Origin of the sequence: Roseibium sp., assembly GCF_965233565.1 — a bacterium.
In the GTDB taxonomy this organism is placed as follows: domain Bacteria; phylum Pseudomonadota; class Alphaproteobacteria; order Rhizobiales; family Stappiaceae; genus Roseibium.
Window position 1 is genome coordinate 3228530 of record NZ_OZ247494.1, and the last position, 20227, is coordinate 3248756.

Genomic DNA, 20227 nt, shown 5'->3' on the forward strand with positions numbered 1-20227 from the left:
GATCAAAGACTACGAAACCGATGCCAGCGGATTCACGTGAAACACATTCCGGTTCAGAATCGACCGGCAGATACCTTCAAATGATTCACGTGAAACAGGTTACTTGCCGATACAGAAATCCCGGAAGATCACATCCAGCAGGTCTTCCACATCGATCCGGCCCGTAATCCGCCCGAGCGCATCAGCCGCCCTGCGCAGGTCTTCGGCCCGAAGTTCGCCAGGCAGATGCTCTGACTCGACTGCGGTCCGCAACCCGGCCAGGCATTCTGTCAGATAATGGCGATGCCGTTCCCGCGTAGCCAGAGGCGCTTCACCAAGTGAAATCGTTTCCTCTGCAAAACGTGTCAGGCGGGTAAACAAGGGCGTCATACCGTCCGCGCTTTTGCTGGAACAAGCAATCTCCTGGATCGTTCCGGAAGAGTCTTGTTCCGGAAGAGTCTCAAGATCGCTCTTCGTGCGCACGGTCCAGACCGGCACATGGCTGCGCAGGTCCTCCGGCAAGCCTGCGGCCGGGTCATTCTGTTCAACACCATCCGGCTCCACAGCCCATAAGATCAGATCGGCGGACCGTCCCTTTTCCTCCGCGCGTCGGATGCCCTCCCGTTCCACGATACCATCGGTCTGGCGCAGGCCCGCCGTGTCGACCAGGGTCACCGGGTACCCGCCGAGATCCAGATGCACCTCGATCACGTCCCGCGTTGTGCCGGCTTCCTCCGTCACGATGGCAACATCCCGCCCGGCAATGGCGTTCAGCAGGCTCGACTTGCCGGCATTTGGCGCACCCATCAAGACGACCTGCAAACCGGAGCGAAGCCGTTCGCCGCTTTTTGACCTGACCAGGTGATCCGCAATCTCTTCGTGAAGCCCACCCGCTTCTTTCCAGACCTCGTCGGCGACACTGCCGGGAACATCCTCTTCATCGGCAAAATCGAAATCCGCCTCGATCATCGCCCGCATATGGATGAGCCGTTTGCGCCAATCCTCGTAAAGAGTTCCGAGCGCGCCCCCCATCTGGCGCAGGGCCTGACGGCGTTGGCTTTCGGTCTCGGCGGCGATCAGATCGCCCAGACCCTCGACCTCGGTCAGATCCATCCGTCCCCGGTCAAAGGCGCGCCGGGTGAACTCCCCTGCCTCCGCGGGACGACAGGCTTCGAACCCGCTCAGCACAGACAGAAGGCCGGCGACAACAGCCCGGCCGCCATGGCACTGGAATTCGGCGACATCCTCGCCGGTGAAACTTGCCGGGCCTTCGAAATAAAGAACCAGCGCCTCATCCAAAACATCGCCGGTATGGGGATGGGCAAGCCGTGACAGCATCGCCTTGCGCGGCTCCGGCAGGCGCCCGCACAGGCATTCGACGATCTCCCGGGTTCGAGGTCCGGACACCCGGATCACCGCAACGCCGGACGGCACCGCGCCGCTGGAAAGCGCAAAGATCGTGTCTGCCATGTGTTCTCTTTCAACCGGTCCTGCAGGTGTGGACCGCTTCTTTAACAAGTCTTGCCACCAACCGGAAGATCGCCCGCCTTCCGTTCCGCGGGCGAATCGATGTCAGGGCCGGTTTCTGATTTTCGGATGCCGTTGTTTCACGTGAATCAATGACAGCGCTATCGGATAAGCAAATTGCTGCTCTGGCCCAGCACCATCAACTGACCAGGGTCGACAGAACCGTCTCAAGGGTGCACCAGGAATTCGACAGAGCTTGTTACCGGTCTATCCAGGCGAGACCCCATGCACCTCTTTGGAATGACATTCTTGAGTTCGCAGTGCCTACCCCCATCTTGGCTGTTCCCCGTATCGGAGCCGATTCAAAATCACGGATTCACGTGAAACACCTTGCCTCTGTCGATGTCCCTCGCTTCTTTGTTTCACGTGAATCGGAGATCCACCGACGGTCTCCCTATCCGGATTGGTCTCCCCACTCTTCCCTGGACAGGCGATAGAGCACATGAACCGAGCATGGGTGATCCTTCGGAATTGCCGGGAGCCGGAAATCTCCTGAAACATCCCGCGTCATTCCGATCCGCTCCATAACCCGCCGCGAAGGGCTGTTGCCCGGGATCGTAAAAGAGAGGATCTCCTCATATCCCTTCGTCTCGAACCCGAATCGAAGCCAGGCCCTGGCAGCCTCACTTGCATACCCCTTCCCCCAGGCGCTTTGCTTCAAACGCCAGCCGATATCGACACAGGGAGCGAAAGACAAGGAACCGGCTGAATGGACATCGAGACCAGCAAAGCCGATGAATTCTCCTGTCGACTTGATTTCCAACGGTGAATAGAAAACGCCGTGCTTATCGAAACAATCGCTACCCATGGAAATCAGCTTCGCCGTTTTTTCCCTGGTCAGACAGTTCGGGAAGAACCGCATCACCGCCGGGTCAGCACAGATGGCAGCAAAGGCGTCCAGATCGGCCTCCCGCCACATTCGAAGTCTGAGCCGATCTGTTTCAAGTTCAAAGTCGGTCGGCACTGTCTTCATCCGCCTTTCAGGGTTTGAAACCTGATCTCACGTCCATCGCTGAGGATGTCCGAAAGCGTTTCACGTGAATCTGCCGCCGGGCCAGCTTCAATATCCATCACACCTGCTGTGCCAACCAATTTGTCTTGCTCAACCGATAAAGCACATGCTCGGAAATCGGATGATCCTGCGGAAGACTAGGATGGCGGAAATCACCGTCGAAATCGCGGGTCATGCCAATCCGCTCCATGACTTTTTGCGACGGCAGATTGGCCGGGATGGTAAAGGCAACGATTTCCTCAAGACCAACAGTTTCAAAACCGAATCGAAGCCAGGCCCTGGCCGCTTCGCTTGCATATCCCTTTCCCCAGGATGACTTGCTCAATCGCCAGCCGATTTCAACACATGGATCGAACGGCAATGGTGCAGCGTAGGTTGGAACATTCAGACCCACGAAGCCAAGGAATTCTCCGGTCTTTCTGATTTCGACAGGGGCAATGGAGAAACCGTCCTTCTCCTGCTTTTCCTTCGCCCGCGCAATCAGTTGTTCCGATTTCTCCCGGGTCAATGGTTCAGGGAAATGGCGCATGACCTCCGGATCAGCACACAGGGCCGCAAAAGGTTCAACGTCGTCTTCCTGCCACGCGCGCAGGAGCAATCTGTCTGTTTCCAGAAAAACAGTCTTGGTCATGAAACGGATCCGAATCAAAAGGTGGGTGGATTCACGTGAAACAGGGAGTGTTAACAAAAAGTAAAGGCGCGAACTCTTGCGAGTCGCGCCTCTGGATAGTGGGAGATCCGGATGGGATCAAGTGTTCATGCTGTCGAAGAAGTCGTCGTTGGACTTGGTCTGTTTCAGCTTGTCGAGCAGGAACTCGACCGCATCGACCGTGCCCATCGGGTTGAGGATCCGGCGCAGAACAAAGGTCTTCTTGAGCCGCTCGTGCGGAACCAGAAGCTCTTCCTTGCGTGTCCCGGAGCGCTGGATGTCGATCGCAGGATAAACGCGCTTGTCGGATATCTTCCGGTCCAGGATGATTTCGGAGTTACCCGTCCCCTTGAACTCTTCGAAGATGACTTCGTCCATGCGGCTGCCGGTGTCGATCAGCGCGGTCGCGATGATGGTCAGCGAACCGCCCTCTTCGATGTTACGGGCAGCACCGAAGAAACGCTTCGGCCGCTGCAGCGCATTGGCGTCGACACCACCGGTCAGGACCTTGCCTGAGGACGGCACAACGGTGTTGTAGGCACGGCCGAGGCGGGTGATGGAATCGAGCAGGATGACAACGTCGCGACCATGCTCGGTCAGGCGCTTGGCCTTTTCGATCACCATCTCGGCAACCTGCACGTGGCGGGAGGCCGGTTCGTCGAAGGTCGACGACACCACTTCCCCGTTCACGGTGCGCTGCATGTCAGTCACTTCTTCCGGACGCTCATCGATCAGAAGAACGATCAGATAACACTCCGGGTGATTGTTGGTGATCGACTTGGCAATGTTCTGAAGGAAGACGGTCTTACCCGTGCGCGGCGGTGCGGTGATCAGGGCGCGCTGGCCCTTTCCGAGCGGCGCAACCAGGTCGATGACCCGGGAAGAGAGATCCTTGATCGTCGGATCTTCGATCTCCATCCGGAAACGTTCGTCCGGATAAAGAGGTGTCAGGTTGTCGAAGTGAACCTTGTGCCGGGCTTTTTCCGGATCTTCGAAATTGATTGTGTTCACTTTCAGAAGGGCGAAGTAGCGTTCGCCTTCTTTCGGGCTGCGAATCTGCCCTTCGACGGTGTCCCCTGTCCGCAGGGAAAAACGGCGGATCTGCGAGGGTGAGACGTAAATATCGTCCGGGCCCGGCAGGTAGTTCGCATCGGGAGACCGGAGGAAGCCGAAGCCGTCCTGCAGGACCTCGACGACGCCTTCGCCGATAATTTCCACATCCTGGGCCGCGAGGTTCTTCAGGATGGCGAACATCAGCTCCTGCTTGCGCATGGTGCTGGCGTTTTCGACTTCAAGCTCCTCGGCAAATTGGAGCAGCTCTGTCGGTGTTTTTTCTTTTAGGTCTTTGAGTTTCATTTCCCGCATCGAGTTGGGGTTTGAATTGTTGTTTTGGATGAGATTTGGAAGGTCGTTCTGAGCCGGAAGTGATGGGTCGGCCAGAAGATATCTGAGAGACTTTTAGACGTGTCCAGATTGTCCGGCATCTGCGGTGCGACTGAAAACGTGCACTGCGCCGTTAGAAGATGGCCGGAAGATACGTCGTTTTATGGTAAAGCGCAAGCCGGGAAAACTGCCAGTTTTTTAGGCTACCGACATGTCCGGCCATTTGTGAAATGGGCAGCCGCTGTCCAGCTGCCGCCCATAGCTCCCGTTGAGGCAATTCAGAACGGTTTGACGATCACGAAAATGACGATGCCGATCATCAGGACCGTCGGTACTTCGTTGAGGATCCGGTAGTAACGCGCCGGCTTCGTGTTCTCGTCCCTGGCGAACTTTTTCACGCAGCTGCTCAGGTGACCGTGAACCCCGGACATCAAGAGAACGAACAGGAACTTGGCGTGGAACCAGCCGTCCTGCCAGGCCTGCAGTTCCCAGGCCAGCCAGAGACCGAACAGCCAGGAGGCGATCATGGCCGGATTGATGATGGCCTTCAGAAGCCGGCGCTCCATCACCTTGAAGGTTTCGGACTGAACGGAGCCTGATTCGGCATCGACATGATAAACGAAGAGCCGGGGCAGGTAGAGCATGCCCGCCATCCAGGCGATGATCGAAATGACGTGAAGCGCCTTGATCCAGAGAAAGAGATCCACGGCTCAGCCTTTCCTGACCAGTTCGACCATGCGGGCCACATTCTCCGGATCCGCATCCGGTGTCACGCCGTGACCGAGATTGAAAACCAGGGGACCCTTATCGAAGGTTTTCAGGATGTGATCGACCCCGTCTTCCAGCGCCTTTCCGCCGGCGACCAGCCGCATCGGATCGAGATTGCCCTGGATCGGCACTTTCTTCTGGATATTCAGGGCCACCTCATCCGGCGCCGTCCAGTCAAAGCCGACCGCATCCACTCCCGTGCCCTCCACATAGGCTGCCATGCGGGCGGAAGAGGCCTTTGGAAATCCGATGATCTTCGCGTCGGGACGTTGCTTGCGCACACCGTCGACAATCCGCCGTGTCGGTTCGATCGACCAGCGCTTGAAGCCGGCCTCATCGAGAACACCAGCCCAGGTGTCGAAGATCTGCACCGCGTCGGCACCTGCATCGAGCTGGCGGATCAGATAGCGGATCGAAGCCGTTACCAGCTGGTCGATGAACCGCTGCATCAGATCGGGGTTCCGATAAGCGCCAACGCGTGCGGCAACCTGATCCTGCGTGGTATGGCCGGCGACGGAATAACAAGCAACGGTCCAGGGAGCGCCACAGAAGCCCAACAGGGTCGTTTCCGTGGGCAGCTCGGTGCGAAGCCGCGAAACCGTCTCTATGACCGGTTTAAGATGATCCTCGGCTCTGTCCTGCTCCAGACGATCCAGGAGGTCGGATGAGAGAGGTTCCAGAACGGGACCCCGTCCTTCTTCAAAACGAACCGGGTACCCGATGGCGTCCGGTACGACGAAGATGTCGGAAAACAGAATGCTTGCATCAAAGCCATACCGGCGGATCGGCTGGAGAGTGACTTCGGTTGCAAGGTCGGGCGTGTAGCAGAACTCCAGGAAGTTGGCTGCCTGGGATCGAACCTTGCGATATTCGGGAAGGTAGCGTCCTGCCTGACGCATCATCCAGATGGGGGGCGGCCAGAGTTTTTCTCCTGAGAGAACCCGCATCACTGCCCTGTCTTTGGATTGCATGAGGTTGCGCCTTTCCCACATTTCAAATCAATAAAGATTCTTATTTTGAATCTGTTTTTTCTATTTGTGCGTGGATTACCGGGATCATTTTCTGTCCACAATCCATGCGGCTGATTTTCTTGGCGGGAAAAATCGGCGCGATTGTGCAGCAGATTTCCTCCCCAGGAGTCGATAACAGAATAAGCGCAGATATTCCAATCGCTTGCTCGTGTGTTTACGTTTCGTTAAGGATTTGGGCGTCAGTGGACAGTCTGTCGATATGTCACAGCGGACATGTTAATCCACATCCATGCACATCCGTTTCGGCATCGGTTTGCGCGCGTTTAAGCATTGTTAATAATTTCGGCTGAGCGGGCATAAACTTCGTGATAGGCACAAGGCTGAAACCGATCTGCCCAAATCATCAACAGGCCTGGGGATGACACCGTGAACAAGTCGAGACACTACTTTCACCTGCATCTTGTGTCCGACTCCACCGGTGAAACCCTGATGACCGTGGCGCGCGCTGCAACGGTTCAATACGAAAATGTCCAGGAAATCGAGCATGTCTATCCGCTCGTGCGATCGCAAAAGCAGCTTGATCGGGTCATCAGCGAAATCAGCAAGGCGCCGGGGATAGTTCTCTATACGCTTGTCGACGAGGAAATCGCCAAGCGGCTGGAAATGAAGTGCCGCGAACTTGGTGTTCCCTTTGTCAATATTCTGGATCCGGTCTTTGCGGTCTTCCAGTCCTATCTGAATGTGACCCAGACCCACCGGATTGGTGGCCAGCACGAGCTGGACGCGGAATATTTCCAGCGCATGGAAGCGCTGAACTACACGATGATGCATGACGATGGCCAGATCTGGGACGATCTGGAATCCGCGGATATTGTACTGCTCGGCATTTCGCGAACGTCGAAGACGCCGACCTGCATCTATCTGGCTAACCGCGGTATCAAGGCCGCGAATGTCCCGCTGGTGCCCGGTATTCCCCTTCCCGACCATGTGAAAAAGCTGAAAACACCGATGATCGTCGGTTTGATTGCCTCGGCCGAGCGCATTCAGCAGATCCGCCGGAACCGGGTGCTGTCGCTGAATTCGGAAGGTTATAACGACACTTATGTGGATCGGAAGGAAATCTCGCAGGAGATCAACATGACCCGGCGCCTGTGCTCCGAACAGGGCTGGCCGTTGATTGATGTGACACGCCGGTCTGTGGAAGAAACGGCGGCGGAGATCCTAACATTGTTCAAGGATTACAAGGAAAAACGGGAAGATGCCGGCGAAGACAATCTTTGAGCGCGGCACCAGACTGAAGGGATGGCAATGACACTGGTTTTGGCGAGCGGCAGCAAAATCCGCGCGGAACTTCTGAAAAATGCAGGGCTCGCAATCGAGATTGACCCGGCGGATGTCGACGAGCGTGCTGTTGAAGCGCCGCTGCTGGAAGCCGGGTTCCCGCCGGAGGATCTTGCCAGCGTTCTGGCGGAAGCCAAGGCAAATGACGTTAGCGCGCGGCGGCCGGCGGACCTTGTCATCGGTGCGGATCAGATCCTGGCCTTTGAAGGAGAACGCCGCACCAAGCCTGAGGATATGGAAGCGGCGCGCAGGCAATTGCTGGCCTTTTCGGGCAAAACCCATGAGCTGCATTCCGCAGTGGTGATTTCCAGGGATGGCGAAGCAATCTGGCGGCAGGTTTCGACCGCCCGTCTGACGATGCGCGACCTGACACCGGAATTCATCGGTCACTATCTGGCAAATGCAGGCGAAGCGGTTCTTTCGAGTGTTGGCGCCTATCAGCTGGAAAGCCTTGGTGTGCAGTTGTTTGAAAAGATTGACGGCGATTATTTCACCATTCTGGGGCTGCCGTTACTGCCTCTGCTGGGTGAATTGCGCGCCCTGGAGGTGATCGAGACATGAGCGCCCTTCGAAGAGCGGCCATCACAGGTCACCCGGTGGCCCATTCCCGTTCGCCTCTGGTGCATGGCTACTGGCTGAAAAAACACGGAATTTCAGGAAGTTACGACAGAGTAGACGTTGCCCCGGAACAGGCCGGCGACTTTTATCGCAATTTCGCGCGCTCTGGTCTCAATGGTGCCAACGTCACGGTGCCGCACAAGGAAGTGGCGGCCGGAAGCTGTGATTGGCTTGACGAGGCAGCGGAGGCGATGGGCGCGGCCAATACGCTCTGGCTTGATGAGGACGGCCGGCTTTGCGGCGCCAATACCGACGGGCTCGGCTTTCTCGGAAATCTCGACCAGCTTGCGCCTGGCTGGGACGTTTCACGTGAATCGGCCGTTGTGCTGGGAGCCGGCGGCGCGGCGCGCGCCATTGTCTGGGCGTTGCTCTCCCGAAACTTCACAGCGGTGCATATTGTCAACCGGACTTACGAAAAAGCCACAGCGCTTGTCGAGGAGTTTGGTTCCGGAACGGTTGCTCATACCTGGGACAAGCTGGGGACAGTTCTTGGAGAAGCGGATCTGCTGGTCAACACGACCGCTCTTGGCATGACTGGCAAGGCACCCCTTGAAATCGATCTGCAACCCTTGCCGGAAAGCGCGCTGGTGACGGATATCGTCTATGCGCCTCTCGAAACAGACCTGTTGAAACAGGCAGCACAGCGTGGCCACCAGACAGTGGATGGGCTCGGCATGTTGCTGCACCAGGCGGTGCCCGGTTTCGAGCGCTGGTTCGGTGTTCGCCCGGAGGTGGATGACGACCTGCGCAATCTCGTTCTTGCCGATCTTGGAGTGACCGCGTGATCCGGATCGGCCTTACCGGCTCCATCGGCATGGGCAAATCGACAACGGCGAAGATGTTTGCCGCTGAAGGTGTGCCCGTTCATGACGCCGATGCAACGGTGCATATGCTGTATGCCGGTCGGGCGGCTCCCCTCGTGGAAGCTGCATTCCCGGGAACGGTTCGGGACGGCAGGGTCGACCGCCAGCTGCTCTCCCCGCATGTGCTGGGCAAACCGGAGGCGATGAAAAAGCTGGAAAGCATCGTGCACCCGCTGGTGCGCGAGGAAGAGCAGGCCTTTCTTGCCAAGGCCCGCGCGGACCGCCGCCGCCTTGTGATGATGGATATCCCGCTCCTGTTTGAAACAGGCGGTGAAAAGCGCGTCGACGTGATTGTGGTGGTGACGGCGGACGCCGAGATCCAGCGACAGCGTGTGCTCGCCCGGACCGACATGACGGCTGACCGCTTTGAGGCAATTATGTCGAAACAGATCCCGGACACTGAAAAGCGTCGGCGGGCGCATTTTCTGGTCGATACGGGCCTCGGCATGGAACCGGCCAAGCGGCAGGTCAGCGCGGTTTTGAAGGCGCTGGCGGGAAGTGGTTAAGAGGGCGTTGGCCGGATGTTGTCTCAACTCGGCCGCGTTTCACCCACAAACGTCATCCTGAGGAGGACCGCCAGGTCCGTCTCGAAGGATCTGCGGCAAGCAACGGAGTAAGTGGCCCATCCTTCGAGACAGCACTGCGTGCTTCCTCAGGATGACGTTGCACGTATGTAGCAGCTCCCATTGATTGTCCCGAACGTTCCAGAACACCGGGGAAAACCGGCTCATCCCCTTGTCTCCTCACGGCCAACCTGCACAGTAAATCGAAGAGGCAAAAGGCTGAACAAATGCGCGAAATTTCTTTCGATACGGAAACAACAGGACTGAATCCGCGCGGCGGCGACCGGCTGGTGGAAATCGGCGGCGTGGAGCTGATCAATCATATTCCGACCGGAAATGTCTATCACGTCTATATCAACCCGCAGCGCGACATGCCGGAAGAGGCCTTCAAGGTGCACGGTCTTTCGGAGGAGTTTCTGAGGGACAAGCCGCTGTTTGAGCAGGTTGCCGATGAATTTCTCGAATTTGTCGGTGATGCGACACTGGTCATCCACAATGCCGCCTTTGACATGGGCTTCATCAACATGGAGCTGGAACGGGCGGGTCGTCGCACCATTTCCAACGACCAGGTGCTTGATACCCTGGACATGGCCCGGCGCAAGCGGCCAAGCGGACCCAATTCCCTCGATGCGCTGTGTTCGCGCTATGGCATCGACAATTCCAAGCGTGTCAAACACGGCGCGTTGCTCGATGCGGAAATTCTGGCAGAAGTCTACCTGGAGCTGATCGGCGGACGGCAAAGGGGTCTTGGCCTGATGCCGGAGGAAGAGGACACGACTTCGGCAAGCGGTTCGACCGAACCCGGCGAACTCGGCACCTTCAACGCCCGCCCGCGGCCGACACCGCTGAAACGGCCGGTCCTTGAAAGCGAATTCGAGGCCCACAAGGCCTTCCTTGAAGGCATGGGCGAGAAGGCGCTTTGGGGGAAATACGGTGGTTAAGGCCTGACGCCTTTACAGCCCATCTTCCAAGCTTGGCATTAGACGGCCTCATCCCGTGGAGGCGTGCTCACTCAGGATGACCATTTTTGGCTACGAGCTGAATCCAGCAACCACCGCGTCGTCTCGAAATGCCGCTCGGAATAGTCGCTGGAAAAGGCCCAGGCCATGGTCTGGGCAATGGTCCAGTGCCGTGCCCGTTCGCGGTCAAGGCCAAGCTCTTCCGAAAGTCTGTTCAGCCGGTAAAGCGCTGCGTTTTTACTGTGTCCGAATTCGAAGCTTCTGACGATCGGGCTTAAGGAAAAGGCCGGGTCGCCGACCAGGGGCTTCGGATCGATCGCAAGCCAGCCACTCCGTTCTGAGGACAGGACATTGTGACCGTGGAGATCCTGGTGGAGCAGCACCTGGTCTGTTTCGTCTTTCGGCAGGTCCGAGACCGCCGTCATGGCAGCGTCTACCAGACGACGCTCACAGGGCCTTCCCGCATCTTCCCAGTCGCTTTCCAGGTTGTTTCGCCAGTGCGCTGCTTCTTCTGAAAGGCGCGTAAAGGGTGGGCCGGCCGGTTTCAGCAAGTTTTTCAGCAGCCCGGAGAGAACGGCCATAGGATCGACGTCAGGATCATCGGCCAGAAAGTGCCCGGGCCGGCAACGTTCCAGAAGCATGGCATTGAGGTCATGCGCGTGGTCAAGCAGCCGGATCGCGCCCTGGCCGTCCCAGTGCTTCAATGCGTCTGCTTCAAAACGGCATTCCCGATCTGGAAATTGCAGTTTCAGGACCGCGTCGGCTCCTTGGTGTTTAACGGGCAGAACGTAAGACACATTGCCACCTGAAAACGGATCCCCAACCTGCTCCAGCTGAAACCTGTCGCGACACTGCGCAAGCAGATCCGGCAGGCATCTCAGCCAATCGCGGCCGTCTTCCCGCTTTTCCAGCCATGACAGGGACGCCGGGTACACAAAGGAATTCATTTCACCGGGCTGTGTCATGCCTGAAGATCTTTTCGATGCTCAGAGCATGGATGGCAGGACGCGGTCCGGCGGACGGTGTCCGTCCATGAAGGTCTTGATGTTGATGATGACTTTCTCGCCCATCTCGATACGGCCCTCGATGGTGGCAGAGCCCATATGCGGCAGCAGCACCACGTTCTCCAGCTTGACCAGCTTTGGGTTGACCGCAGGCTCGTGTTCGAACACGTCGAGACCGGCTCCCGCCAGCTCCCCGCCTTCGATCATCCGGATGAGTGCGTTTTCGTCCATGACCTCGCCGCGGGCCGTGTTGACCACATAGGCATCCTGTTTCAGGAGCTTCAGGCGGCGGGCGGACAGGAGATGGAACGTGCCCGGCGTGTGCGGGCAGTGGATTGATACCACGTCCATGCGCGCCAGCATCTGGTCGAGGCTCTCCCAATAGGTCGCTTCCAGGTCTTCCTCGACACCTTCCGGCAGGCGGCGGCGGTTGTGATAATGGATCGACATGCCGAAAGCCTTGGCGCGGCGGGCAACGGCCTGTCCGATGCGGCCCATGCCGATGATGCCGAGGCGTTTGCCCCAGATCCGGTGGCCCAGCATCCAGGTTGGCGACCAGCCGGCCCAATCGCCGGATTCAAGTGCCTTGATGCCTGTGGCAAGACGCCGCGGCACGGCCAGGATCAGCGCCATGGTCATGTCGGCGGTGTCCTCGGTCAGGACACCCGGCGTGTTGGTGACATTGATGCCGCGGTTGTTGGCGCTGACAACGTCGATATTGTCGACACCATTGCCGAAATTGGCGATCAGCTTGAGATTCTCGCCGGCCTGGGACAGGACAGACGAATCGATCCGGTCGGTCACCGTTGGCACCAGCACATCGGCCGTTCGCACGGCTTCGACCAGTTCGGCCTGGCTGAAGGGCCTGTCATTTTCATTGAGTCGCGTTTCGAAAAGTTCGCGCATCCGCGTTTCGACCACTTCCGGAAGTTTCCGGGTGACAACAACGACAGGCTTCTTTTTCGCCATACCAAACTGCCTTTCGCGCTTCGTTAAGGTTCTGTTAACCTCAGCGGGACCACTTTGACGCCGCGCGTGACGCGAGCGGAAGAGACCATACCCTTTTCCTTACCAGATGGTCCGGCAGAAACAAGGGATCGGTTTCATTCGCCGCGCTTTCCCAGCCGAAGGAATTGCCAACGCTGGTTTTCACGCAAATTATTCGCTACAGCTTTGCCTCAGAACAGCGATCAATAACAATTGGACAACCGGACATAATGGCTTCTACGTACGCAGCGACCCGGCTCTTTCTGTGTCTCTTGGCATTTGTGGTCGGGCTTGCCGCCGTGCCGGCTTCCGCGTGGGCGCAGGGAAACGGAACCCGGGCCACCGATTTGCCGTTGCCGCGCTTTGTCAGCCTCAAATCCGACCGGGTGAACGTGCGTATCGGCCCGTCCCGGGAACACAAGATTGCCTGGACATTCGTCCAGTCCGGTTTGCCGGTCGAAATCATCCAGGAATTCGAAAACTGGCGCCAGATCCGTGACTGGGAAGGCAAGACAGGCTGGGTCTTTCACTCGCTCCTGTCGGGCCGGCGGACCGCTTTGATCACGCCCTGGGAAAAGTCCAATCTGACACCCCTGCGTGCCCGGTCCCGGTCCGATGCCAATATTGTCGCCGAACTGGAACCCTTTGTCCTGACATCCATCACCGAATGCGCCGGTGGCTGGTGTCGGGTGAATGGCGACAATTACGACGGCTGGCTCGACCAGACGCGTCTCTTCGGCGTTTATCCCGACGAGACCCTGGAGGACTGATCGGGAAAGCAGTGGCTTTCTCGAGCCTGTGAATTGGCTGTTTGAGCATCTTCCTTTCCTTGACATCCCGGTTCGGCGTTAGCCGGGACCGGGACCCGGTATTTTTCTGAGAGATTATCGTCCTCAAGCAGGCAACACGGGATACTGGATCCCGGTCTTGCCGCACGCGCACCAAACCGGGAGGACAAACCAGGAGCGCGACAAACAAAAAGGCGGCCACTCGGCCGCCTTGTTCATGTCAGGAGAAGTTGGCAGTTTCAGTCCGCCTTGACTTCCTGAGCCTTCAGCTCTTCAAGGCGCGGCATCGACATGATGTTGTAGCCGCTGTCGACAAAATGCACTTCGCCGGTGACACCGCCGGACAGGTCCGACAGCAGGTAAAGCCCGGTTCCACCGATTTCGTCGAGGGAAACCGTCCGGCACAGCGGTGAATTGCGCTTCTGGAAATTGAACATCAGCCGGGCGTCAGAGACGCCGGAACCTGCGAGCGTCCGGACCGGGCCTGCGGAAATCGCATTCACGCGAATGTTCTGCTCGCCATAGTCCACGGCCAGGTAGCGAACGGAGGATTCCAGAGCCGCTTTGGCAACACCCATGACGTTGTAGTTCGGCATGACCTTGGTCGAGCCGCCATAGGTCAGCGTGACCAGTGACCCGCCATTCGGCATGATGGCTGCTGCGCGCTTGGCGATCTCGGTGAAGGAGAAGCAGGAGATCATCATGGTGCGGGTGAAGTTTTCCCGCGTGGTGTCGGCATATTTGCCGCGCAGCTCCGACTTGTCGGAAAAGGCGACGGCGTGCACCAGGAAGTCGATGCTGCCCCAGTCTTCCTTCAACCGGTCGAAGACGGCATCGACCGAGGCAACGTCTTCCACATCGCACGGGACGAGGATGTTCGAGCCGACGGAGTCGGCGAGCGGCTTGGCGCGTTTGCCGAAGGCTTCACCCTGATAGGTGAAGGCAAGTTCGGCGCCATGATCGGCAAGGGTCTTGGCGATCCCCCAGGCAATGGAGTGATCGTTGGCAACGCCCATGATCAGGCCGCGTTTGCCCTTCATCAGTTCAGACATTCAAAGCTCCTCAACCGTGATAGCGCGACAGCGCAAGCGAGGCGTTGGTGCCGCCGAAGCCGAAGCTGTTGGAAAGGACCGTGTCGAGGCCGGCATTGTCGACCCGCTCAGTGACGATTTCCTCCGGCTTCAGGGCCGGATCGAGTTCGTTCACATTGGCCGAGGCCGTGATGAAATCGTTCTGCAGCATCAGGAGGCAATAGATCGCTTCCTGGACACCGGTCGCGCCCAGGCTGTGGCCGGTGAGCGATTTGGTGGAGGACGCCGGCGGCTGGTTTTCGCCGAAGACCCGGCGGATCGCCTCGATCTCGCCGACATCGCCGACCGGGGTCGAGGTGCCGTGCGTGTTGATGTAGTCGACCTTGCGATCGTCAAGGGTTTCGATGGCAAGACGCATGCAGCGCTCGCCGCCTTCCCCGGACGGGGCCACCATGTCGTAGCCGTCGGAATTGGCGGCATAGCCGGTGACTTCGGCATAGATTTTCGCGCCGCGGGCCTTGGCGTGTTCCAGTTCCTCCAGAACGACAACACCACCACCACCGGCAATGACAAAACCGTCGCGGGTTGCGTCATAGGCACGGGCAGCTGTTTCCGGGGTGTCGTTATATTTGGAAGACATGGCGCCCATGGCGTCGAACAGGCAGGACAGGGTCCAGTCGAGTTCCTCGCCGCCACCAGCAAACATCACGTCCTGCTTGCCGAACTGGATCTGTTCGGTGGCTGCCCCAATGCAGTGCGCGGAGGTCGAGCAGGCCGAGGTGATGGAATAGTTGATGCCCTTGATCTTGAACGGTGTTGCCAGGCAGGCAGAGTTGGTCGAGCTCATGCCGCGGGTCACCATGAACGGGCCCATGCGCTTGGGTGCGCCCTTTTCCAGAACGATCTGGTGCGCCTGGAACAGGTTCTTGGTGGACGGCCCACCGGAGCCCATGATCAGGCCGGTGCGGGTGTTGGAGATATCGCTCTCCTCAAGCCCGGAATCGGCGATCGCCTGCTCCATGGAGATGTAGTTATAGGCGGCACCATCGCCCATGAACCGCAGCTGACGCTTGTCGATCAGCGAGGGAATATCGACATTCGGCATGCCGTGCACCTGGCTGCGGAAGCCGTGTTCGGCGTAATCCGGGGCAAAGCTGATGCCCGATTTGCCTTCCCTGAGGCTGGCCAGCACTTCCTGTGCGTTTGATCCGATGGAAGATACGATTCCCAGACCGGTGACGACAACGCGTCTCATTGCGGACTCCTATGGTCTTTTCCGGCACGGCATGGCTTCAAGGAGTTCAGCAGCCTGCCGGCCTGTATGTAATATGCAAACCGGCGCTTCCAATCAGAAAGAAGCGCCGGCGAAACTGTCGATCTTGCGTACGGGTGTCAGACTTTTGACAGGCCCACGCGCAGGTCGGTTGCCTTGTAGATCTGTTCACCGTCGGCTTTCAGCCAGCCATCGGCAATGCCCAGCACCAGACGGCCCTTCATGACCCGCTTGAAGTCGATGCCGTATTCAACCAGCTTGACGTCCGGCGTGACCATGCCCTTGAACTTGATTTCGCCGGTCGAGAGCGCCATGCCCTTGCCTTCCAGACCCTGCCAGCCAAGGTGAAAGCCGGTCAGCTGCCAAAGCGCGTCCAGTCCGAGACAGCCCGGCATGATCGGATTGCCCTGGAAGTGACACGGGAAGAACCACAGGTCCGGCTTGATGTCGAACTCGGCGCGGGCATATCCCTTGTCATACTCACCGCCGGTTTCCGAGATATCGGTGATCCGGTCGAACATCAGCATCGGCGGCAGCGGCAATTGTGCGTTGCCCGGGCCAAACAGCTCGCCGCGGCCGCAGGCGAGCAGGTCTTCATAATCGTAGCTGGAGCGGCGCTCGGTCATTCAGGATCCGTTTTTTGTGTCCCGCCCGCGTTCAGACAAGGGCCGGATTGGTTTGTTTTCGGTTCGATTGCGGCGCCTTCCTACCACAGGGGAACCATGACCGAAAGATGTCACTTGCGCGAAGTTGCTGGGTTTTTCCGGTCTTTTACTCGATTTCAGCATTATCCGTGACGTTGTCCGGCCTCCCTTGCCGGATCGGACCTGTCGTTTAAAACTTGCATCTTGGGTGCAAGAAATGGCAGATATAGGCCCATGATCGTGGAAACGCGGCCGGAAAACAAGCTTGCCGCGCGCTGATTGCGCCCACAAACCCGTGTTTGAAGACCTGGATCGGAACGGAATGACAACACACATGGCATCAGAAATTGCCGGCAAGGATGTGACCGGCATGCTGCGGACAGCGGGTCTGCGGCCGACACGCCAACGTGTATCCCTGGCGGAACTGCTCTACTCGAAGGGCGACCGTCATATCTCCGCCGAGCTGTTGCATGAGGAAGCCGTGGCCGCCAACGTGCCGGTCTCGCTGGCAACCGTCTACAACACGCTGCACCAGTTCACCGAAGTCGGGCTTCTGCGTGAAGTCGCGATCGACGGCAACAAGACCTATTTCGACACCAACACCTCTGATCACCACCACTTCTTCATTGAAGGCGAAAACCGGGTGATCGACATTCCGGGCGAAGGTGTTGGCATCGGCAGCCTGCCGGAAGCACCGGAAGGCATGGAAGTCGTGCGTGTCGATGTGGTTGTCCGGGTGCGCGAAAAGCGCTGACCGTCAGCCGAGACCGGCTTCGACGTAGCGCAGTTTCCAGACATAGTAGTTCGCGGTAGAGCCGATCTCCTCCAAATGGCGCTGTCCGCTTGGCTCAAACCCCAGTTTGAGCAGCAGGTTGGCGGAGCGGTCATTGTCCGGATGGGTAATCGCGCAAAGAGTGCGCAAGTTCAGTTCACCAGCGGAAAAATCCAGAACAGCCTGGCCGGCTTCCCGTCCATATCCCTTGCCGCGGTGACCGGACAGAAAGGCAAACCCGAGATCCGGGTATTTCAGCTCCTTGCGCACCACCAGGCCGCAGACGCCGATCGGTTCACCCGTCTCCTTCAATTCCACCAGCCACAGTCCGACGCCCTGGGCGGCAAACCGGACCAGAGACTTTGACTTGATGTAGGTGGCCGCGTCTTCCGGGCTGTCAATTCCGTAGTCATGGATGAACCGCTTGTAGTCGGGTTCACTCATCAGCGTCTGGTAAAAAACAGCATCATTTGGAGACGGCAGGCGGAAACGCAGGCGTTCGCTGGTCGGAAAAGGTCCAAGCGGAAAGGTCACGCAGCGCTCTCCTTGTCGATCTGGGCTTTGGTGCGAAGGGCGATCTCCGGAACGGCGTCGAAAGGCTCCTTTTCCGGGCTGCGGCAGAGATCGTAGATGACGCAGCGCCGGCATTCCGGTTTGCGCGCCTTGCAGATGTAGCGCCCATGCAGGATCAGCCAGTGGTGGGCGTGCAGGGAAAACTCCTTGGGCACCGCCTTTTCCATCGCTTTTTCGACATCCAGTGGCGTCTTGCCCGGCGCGATGCCGATACGGTTACCGAGGCGGAATAGGTGGGTGTCGACGGCAATGGTCGGATGCCCGAAAAAGATGTTCAGCACCACATTGGCGGTCTTGCGGCCAACGCCGGGCAGTTTTTCCAGCGCTTCGCGGTCTTCGGGAACCTCGCCGCCATGATCTCTGATCAGCTGTTCGGACAGAAGAATGACGTTCTTGGCCTTGGTCTTGAAAAGACCGATGGTGCGGATTTCCTCGCGGACCTTGTCCTCGCCCAGCGCGACCATCTTCTGCGGTGTATCGGCAATCTCGAACAGATGCTTGGTTGCCCGGTTGACACCGACATCGGTTGCCTGTGCCGACAGGACCACGGCGACCAGCAGCGTGTAGGCATTGACATAGTCAAGTTCGCCTTCCGGTTCCGGATTGTCGGCATGAAAGCGCTGGAAAATGGCATAGGTCTCGGCCTTGGAATAGCGAGACCGTTTCAGGACCCTGCCCGGATTGTCCACGGAAGGCGCTTTCCGTTTTGGCTTGGCTTTCGGGGCGGGGCGTTTGGATGCCTTGGCGGCGGCGGGGCTCTTTGCTTGCGTCATCTTCTCTCTATAATCAGACCTCATGAGCGAGAACAATCCGAAACCCGAGCCAGAGGACGATTTTGAGCGGCGCAACCGGCCGTTTTTTACCGCCGTGTTGACGCCACACCGGTCTCTTGGCCCGAATGGTTTCCTGATCCTGATGATCTGCTTCGGCCTGATCTGTTTTGTCTCCGGGATCGTTTTCCTGAGCATTGGCGCCTGGCCGGTCTTCGGCTTCTTCGGGCTCGATATCGCTCTTCTGTGGTTTGCCTTCCGACTGAACTACCGGTCCGCACAGGCGTTTGAGGAAGTCTCCGTGTCCCGCACGGAGATTGTCATCCGCAAGGTGGGACCCGGAAAACGCTTCCAGGAATATTCCTTCAATCCCGTCTGGGTCCGGCTGAAAATCGACCGGTTGGAGGATGAAGGCGTGGTTGCCGTGTCGCTGACCAGCCGCGGGGAAAGCATTGATTTGGGCAATTTCTTGAATCCGGACGATCGCACCAGTTTTGCCGGCGCCATTGCCAACGCGCTTGCGGTTGCCAAGGCAGGCGGCGTCTAGGGTCCTGACCCTAAGGTTCCTGTTTCGCTGATTGCGGCTGAACGCGCAGCGTCGCAAGCAGAACGACAAGAGCTGTCACGGAACTTGCGGCGGCGACCAGCAGAACCGTTCTGAAATCCGCGGCCGTGGCGATGAAGCCCATCGAAACACTGCCGATGAGCCCGCCCAGGAACAGGCTGTTCATGTAGACGGCCGTTGCGCGGCCGGGACGGTCTGGTGCGAAGCTCTGGACGAAGCTGATGGCAACGCCGGCAAAAAGCCCATAATAAGTTCCCTCCAGCATGGAAACGGCGATGACCTGCCACATCTGGGTGACCTCAGAGAAGAGAAGCATGCTGGTGGCGGCCAGGACGGCGGCCAGCATCAGCACCTGACGGATGCCGATGCGCTCCGCCAGCCGGACAGAACCAAAAATGACGAACACTTCGAGAAGGCACTTCACGGACAGGGACAGGCCAGGTGTTTGCCCGGGCAGGCCGACTTCCTGCACGAAATAAAGGGGCATCGCGGAGACAAACAGCGAATTGGTGATCACGAATCCAAGGCAAATCAGCCCCGCCACCATCAGGCCCCAGTTGATCGGATCTTTGCCGCGATCCGATTTCGGGCGCGGCTCGGCTTTGAATTGAGCCGGCACCACGATTTGCCAGAGGGCGGCATAGGCCAGACCGATCCCGAAGGCCACGGCAAACGCCGAAGTGAAACCGAATGCAGCCACCAGCGAGAAGGAAAGGGCCGGACCGATCATCCAGGCAAGAGACACGGTCATGCGCAGCCAGGAATTGACCCGGGTGATATCCAGTCCCTCTCGTTCCGCAAATAGCCGGCCGAAGGTGAAGATGATGCCTGATCCGGTGTTGGAGATGCTGGTCAGAGGGGCCACCAGCAACAAGAGCATCCAGAGATTGCTAGCCTGTGTGAGCAGGGCCGAAACGGTGAGGAAGGCGACAACGGAGAAGCGCAGGAGGCGTCGGACCGCATAACCATGGTCGAGCCTCTCCCCGGCCCAGCGATTAGCAACAAGCGTCAGCGGCAGAACGATGCCGGTATAAAGACCGATCTGCCAGGGCGCAGCGCCAAGGCCTTCGACGATGAAGAAGCTCATCAACGGTATCAGGGCGGAGACGCCCAGCGACTGCGAAAACTGAAGAAAAAGGATTAGCACCACCTGCCGGGGGAGCTGAAACGACATGAACACGGAGAAA

The 20227-nt window shown here is 58.4% G+C and carries 22 protein-coding genes; 8 read left to right on the forward strand and 14 right to left on the reverse strand.

The features are described 5' to 3' along the window. Positions 1-99: 99 nt before the first annotated feature. The 6 genes from mnmE to hemE all read right to left on the reverse strand — a co-directional run bounded on the left by mnmE (position 100) and on the right by hemE (position 6289). Entirely contained in the window at positions 100-1449 is a 1350-nt protein-coding gene (gene mnmE, locus ACO6TG_RS14915) for a tRNA uridine-5-carboxymethylaminomethyl(34) synthesis GTPase MnmE (protein WP_422373925.1), read from the reverse strand. Positions 1450-1900: 451 nt separating this feature from the next. Continuing rightward, positions 1901-2479, reverse strand: a complete 579-nt coding sequence (locus ACO6TG_RS14920) for a GNAT family N-acetyltransferase (protein ID WP_422373926.1) — start codon at positions 2477-2479, stop codon at positions 1901-1903. A 97-nt stretch (positions 2480-2576) separates the two neighbouring features. Continuing rightward, entirely contained in the window at positions 2577-3149 is a 573-nt protein-coding gene (locus ACO6TG_RS14925; protein WP_422373927.1) for a GNAT family N-acetyltransferase, read from the reverse strand. Between the two features lie 117 nt (positions 3150-3266). Beyond that, positions 3267-4532, reverse strand: coding sequence for a transcription termination factor Rho (rho, locus tag ACO6TG_RS14930; protein ID WP_094073074.1), 1266 nt, complete (start codon positions 4530-4532; stop codon positions 3267-3269). A gap of 296 nt (positions 4533-4828) precedes the next feature. Next, positions 4829-5257: a protoporphyrinogen oxidase HemJ gene (gene hemJ / locus ACO6TG_RS14935; protein WP_422373928.1), complete on the reverse strand. Its 429-nt coding sequence runs from the start codon at positions 5255-5257 to the stop codon at positions 4829-4831. A 3-nt stretch (positions 5258-5260) separates the two neighbouring features. Further along, entirely contained in the window at positions 5261-6289 is a 1029-nt protein-coding gene (gene hemE / locus ACO6TG_RS14940) for a uroporphyrinogen decarboxylase (RefSeq protein WP_422373929.1), read from the reverse strand. Positions 6290-6778: 489 nt separating this feature from the next. Here hemE and ACO6TG_RS14945 point away from each other — a divergent pair, with 489 nt between their 5' ends. The 5 genes from ACO6TG_RS14945 (at position 6779) to dnaQ (ending at position 10615) form a co-directional block, all read left to right on the forward strand. Then, a complete protein-coding gene (locus tag ACO6TG_RS14945) occupies positions 6779-7570 on the forward strand; it encodes a pyruvate, water dikinase regulatory protein (protein WP_422378885.1) in 792 nt (263 codons plus the stop codon). Between the two features lie 21 nt (positions 7571-7591). Further along, positions 7592-8191 (forward strand): Maf-like protein, encoded by a 600-nt coding sequence (locus ACO6TG_RS14950; RefSeq protein WP_422373930.1) that lies wholly within the window; start codon positions 7592-7594, stop codon positions 8189-8191. After that, positions 8188-9033 (forward strand): shikimate dehydrogenase, encoded by an 846-nt coding sequence (locus ACO6TG_RS14955; RefSeq protein WP_422373931.1) that lies wholly within the window; start codon positions 8188-8190, stop codon positions 9031-9033. The genes ACO6TG_RS14950 and ACO6TG_RS14955 overlap by 4 nt, the downstream gene beginning before the upstream one ends. Next, positions 9030-9617 (forward strand): dephospho-CoA kinase, encoded by a 588-nt coding sequence (gene coaE / locus ACO6TG_RS14960; RefSeq protein ID WP_422373932.1) that lies wholly within the window; start codon positions 9030-9032, stop codon positions 9615-9617. Before ACO6TG_RS14955 ends, coaE begins: the two co-directional genes overlap by 4 nt. A gap of 284 nt (positions 9618-9901) precedes the next feature. Next, positions 9902-10615 (forward strand): DNA polymerase III subunit epsilon, encoded by a 714-nt coding sequence (dnaQ, locus tag ACO6TG_RS14965; RefSeq protein ID WP_422373933.1) that lies wholly within the window; start codon positions 9902-9904, stop codon positions 10613-10615. Positions 10616-10686: 71 nt separating this feature from the next. Here dnaQ and ACO6TG_RS14970 read toward each other — a convergent pair whose 3' ends face one another. Together ACO6TG_RS14970 and ACO6TG_RS14975 are read right to left on the reverse strand one after the other, a co-directional pair. Then, on the reverse strand, positions 10687-11598 hold the full coding sequence (locus tag ACO6TG_RS14970) for an aminoglycoside phosphotransferase family protein (protein ID WP_422373934.1): 912 nt from the start codon (positions 11596-11598) through the stop codon (positions 10687-10689). A 21-nt stretch (positions 11599-11619) separates the two neighbouring features. Continuing rightward, the gene (locus ACO6TG_RS14975; RefSeq protein ID WP_422373935.1) at positions 11620-12606 is read right to left on the reverse strand and encodes a 2-hydroxyacid dehydrogenase; all 987 of its coding nucleotides are present in this window, start codon (positions 12604-12606) and stop codon (positions 11620-11622) included. A gap of 248 nt (positions 12607-12854) precedes the next feature. On the opposite strand from ACO6TG_RS14975, the gene ACO6TG_RS14980 reads away from it, so the two are divergent. Beyond that, on the forward strand, positions 12855-13394 hold the full coding sequence (locus ACO6TG_RS14980) for an SH3 domain-containing protein (protein WP_422373936.1): 540 nt from the start codon (positions 12855-12857) through the stop codon (positions 13392-13394). Positions 13395-13651: 257 nt separating this feature from the next. Here the strand turns inward: ACO6TG_RS14980 and fabI are convergent, their stop codons facing one another. The 3 genes from fabI to fabA form a co-directional block, all read right to left on the reverse strand. Then, entirely contained in the window at positions 13652-14464 is an 813-nt protein-coding gene (gene fabI / locus ACO6TG_RS14985; protein WP_094073084.1) for an enoyl-ACP reductase FabI, read from the reverse strand. A gap of 10 nt (positions 14465-14474) precedes the next feature. Continuing rightward, the gene (gene fabB, locus ACO6TG_RS14990) at positions 14475-15698 is read right to left on the reverse strand and encodes a beta-ketoacyl-ACP synthase I (RefSeq protein WP_422373937.1); all 1224 of its coding nucleotides are present in this window, start codon (positions 15696-15698) and stop codon (positions 14475-14477) included. A gap of 137 nt (positions 15699-15835) precedes the next feature. Next, positions 15836-16342: a 3-hydroxyacyl-[acyl-carrier-protein] dehydratase FabA gene (fabA, locus tag ACO6TG_RS14995; protein ID WP_094073086.1), complete on the reverse strand. Its 507-nt coding sequence runs from the start codon at positions 16340-16342 to the stop codon at positions 15836-15838. A 352-nt stretch (positions 16343-16694) separates the two neighbouring features. Here fabA and irrA point away from each other — a divergent pair, with 352 nt between their 5' ends. Continuing rightward, positions 16695-17114: an iron response transcriptional regulator IrrA gene (gene irrA, locus ACO6TG_RS15000; RefSeq protein ID WP_208988295.1), complete on the forward strand. Its 420-nt coding sequence runs from the start codon at positions 16695-16697 to the stop codon at positions 17112-17114. A 3-nt stretch (positions 17115-17117) separates the two neighbouring features. Here the strand turns inward: irrA and ACO6TG_RS15005 are convergent, their stop codons facing one another. Together ACO6TG_RS15005 and nth are read right to left on the reverse strand one after the other, a co-directional pair. Further along, positions 17118-17666 (reverse strand): GNAT family N-acetyltransferase, encoded by a 549-nt coding sequence (locus ACO6TG_RS15005; RefSeq protein ID WP_422373938.1) that lies wholly within the window; start codon positions 17664-17666, stop codon positions 17118-17120. Then, entirely contained in the window at positions 17663-18478 is an 816-nt protein-coding gene (gene nth, locus ACO6TG_RS15010) for an endonuclease III (protein WP_422373939.1), read from the reverse strand. The genes ACO6TG_RS15005 and nth overlap by 4 nt, the downstream gene beginning before the upstream one ends. Before the next feature lie 22 nt (positions 18479-18500). On the opposite strand from nth, the gene ACO6TG_RS15015 reads away from it, so the two are divergent. Continuing rightward, positions 18501-19022 (forward strand): DUF2244 domain-containing protein, encoded by a 522-nt coding sequence (locus ACO6TG_RS15015; RefSeq protein ID WP_094073089.1) that lies wholly within the window; start codon positions 18501-18503, stop codon positions 19020-19022. Between the two features lie 10 nt (positions 19023-19032). Here ACO6TG_RS15015 and ACO6TG_RS15020 read toward each other — a convergent pair whose 3' ends face one another. Continuing rightward, the gene (locus tag ACO6TG_RS15020; RefSeq protein ID WP_422373940.1) at positions 19033-20214 is read right to left on the reverse strand and encodes an MFS transporter; all 1182 of its coding nucleotides are present in this window, start codon (positions 20212-20214) and stop codon (positions 19033-19035) included. Positions 20215-20227: the final 13 nt, after the last annotated feature.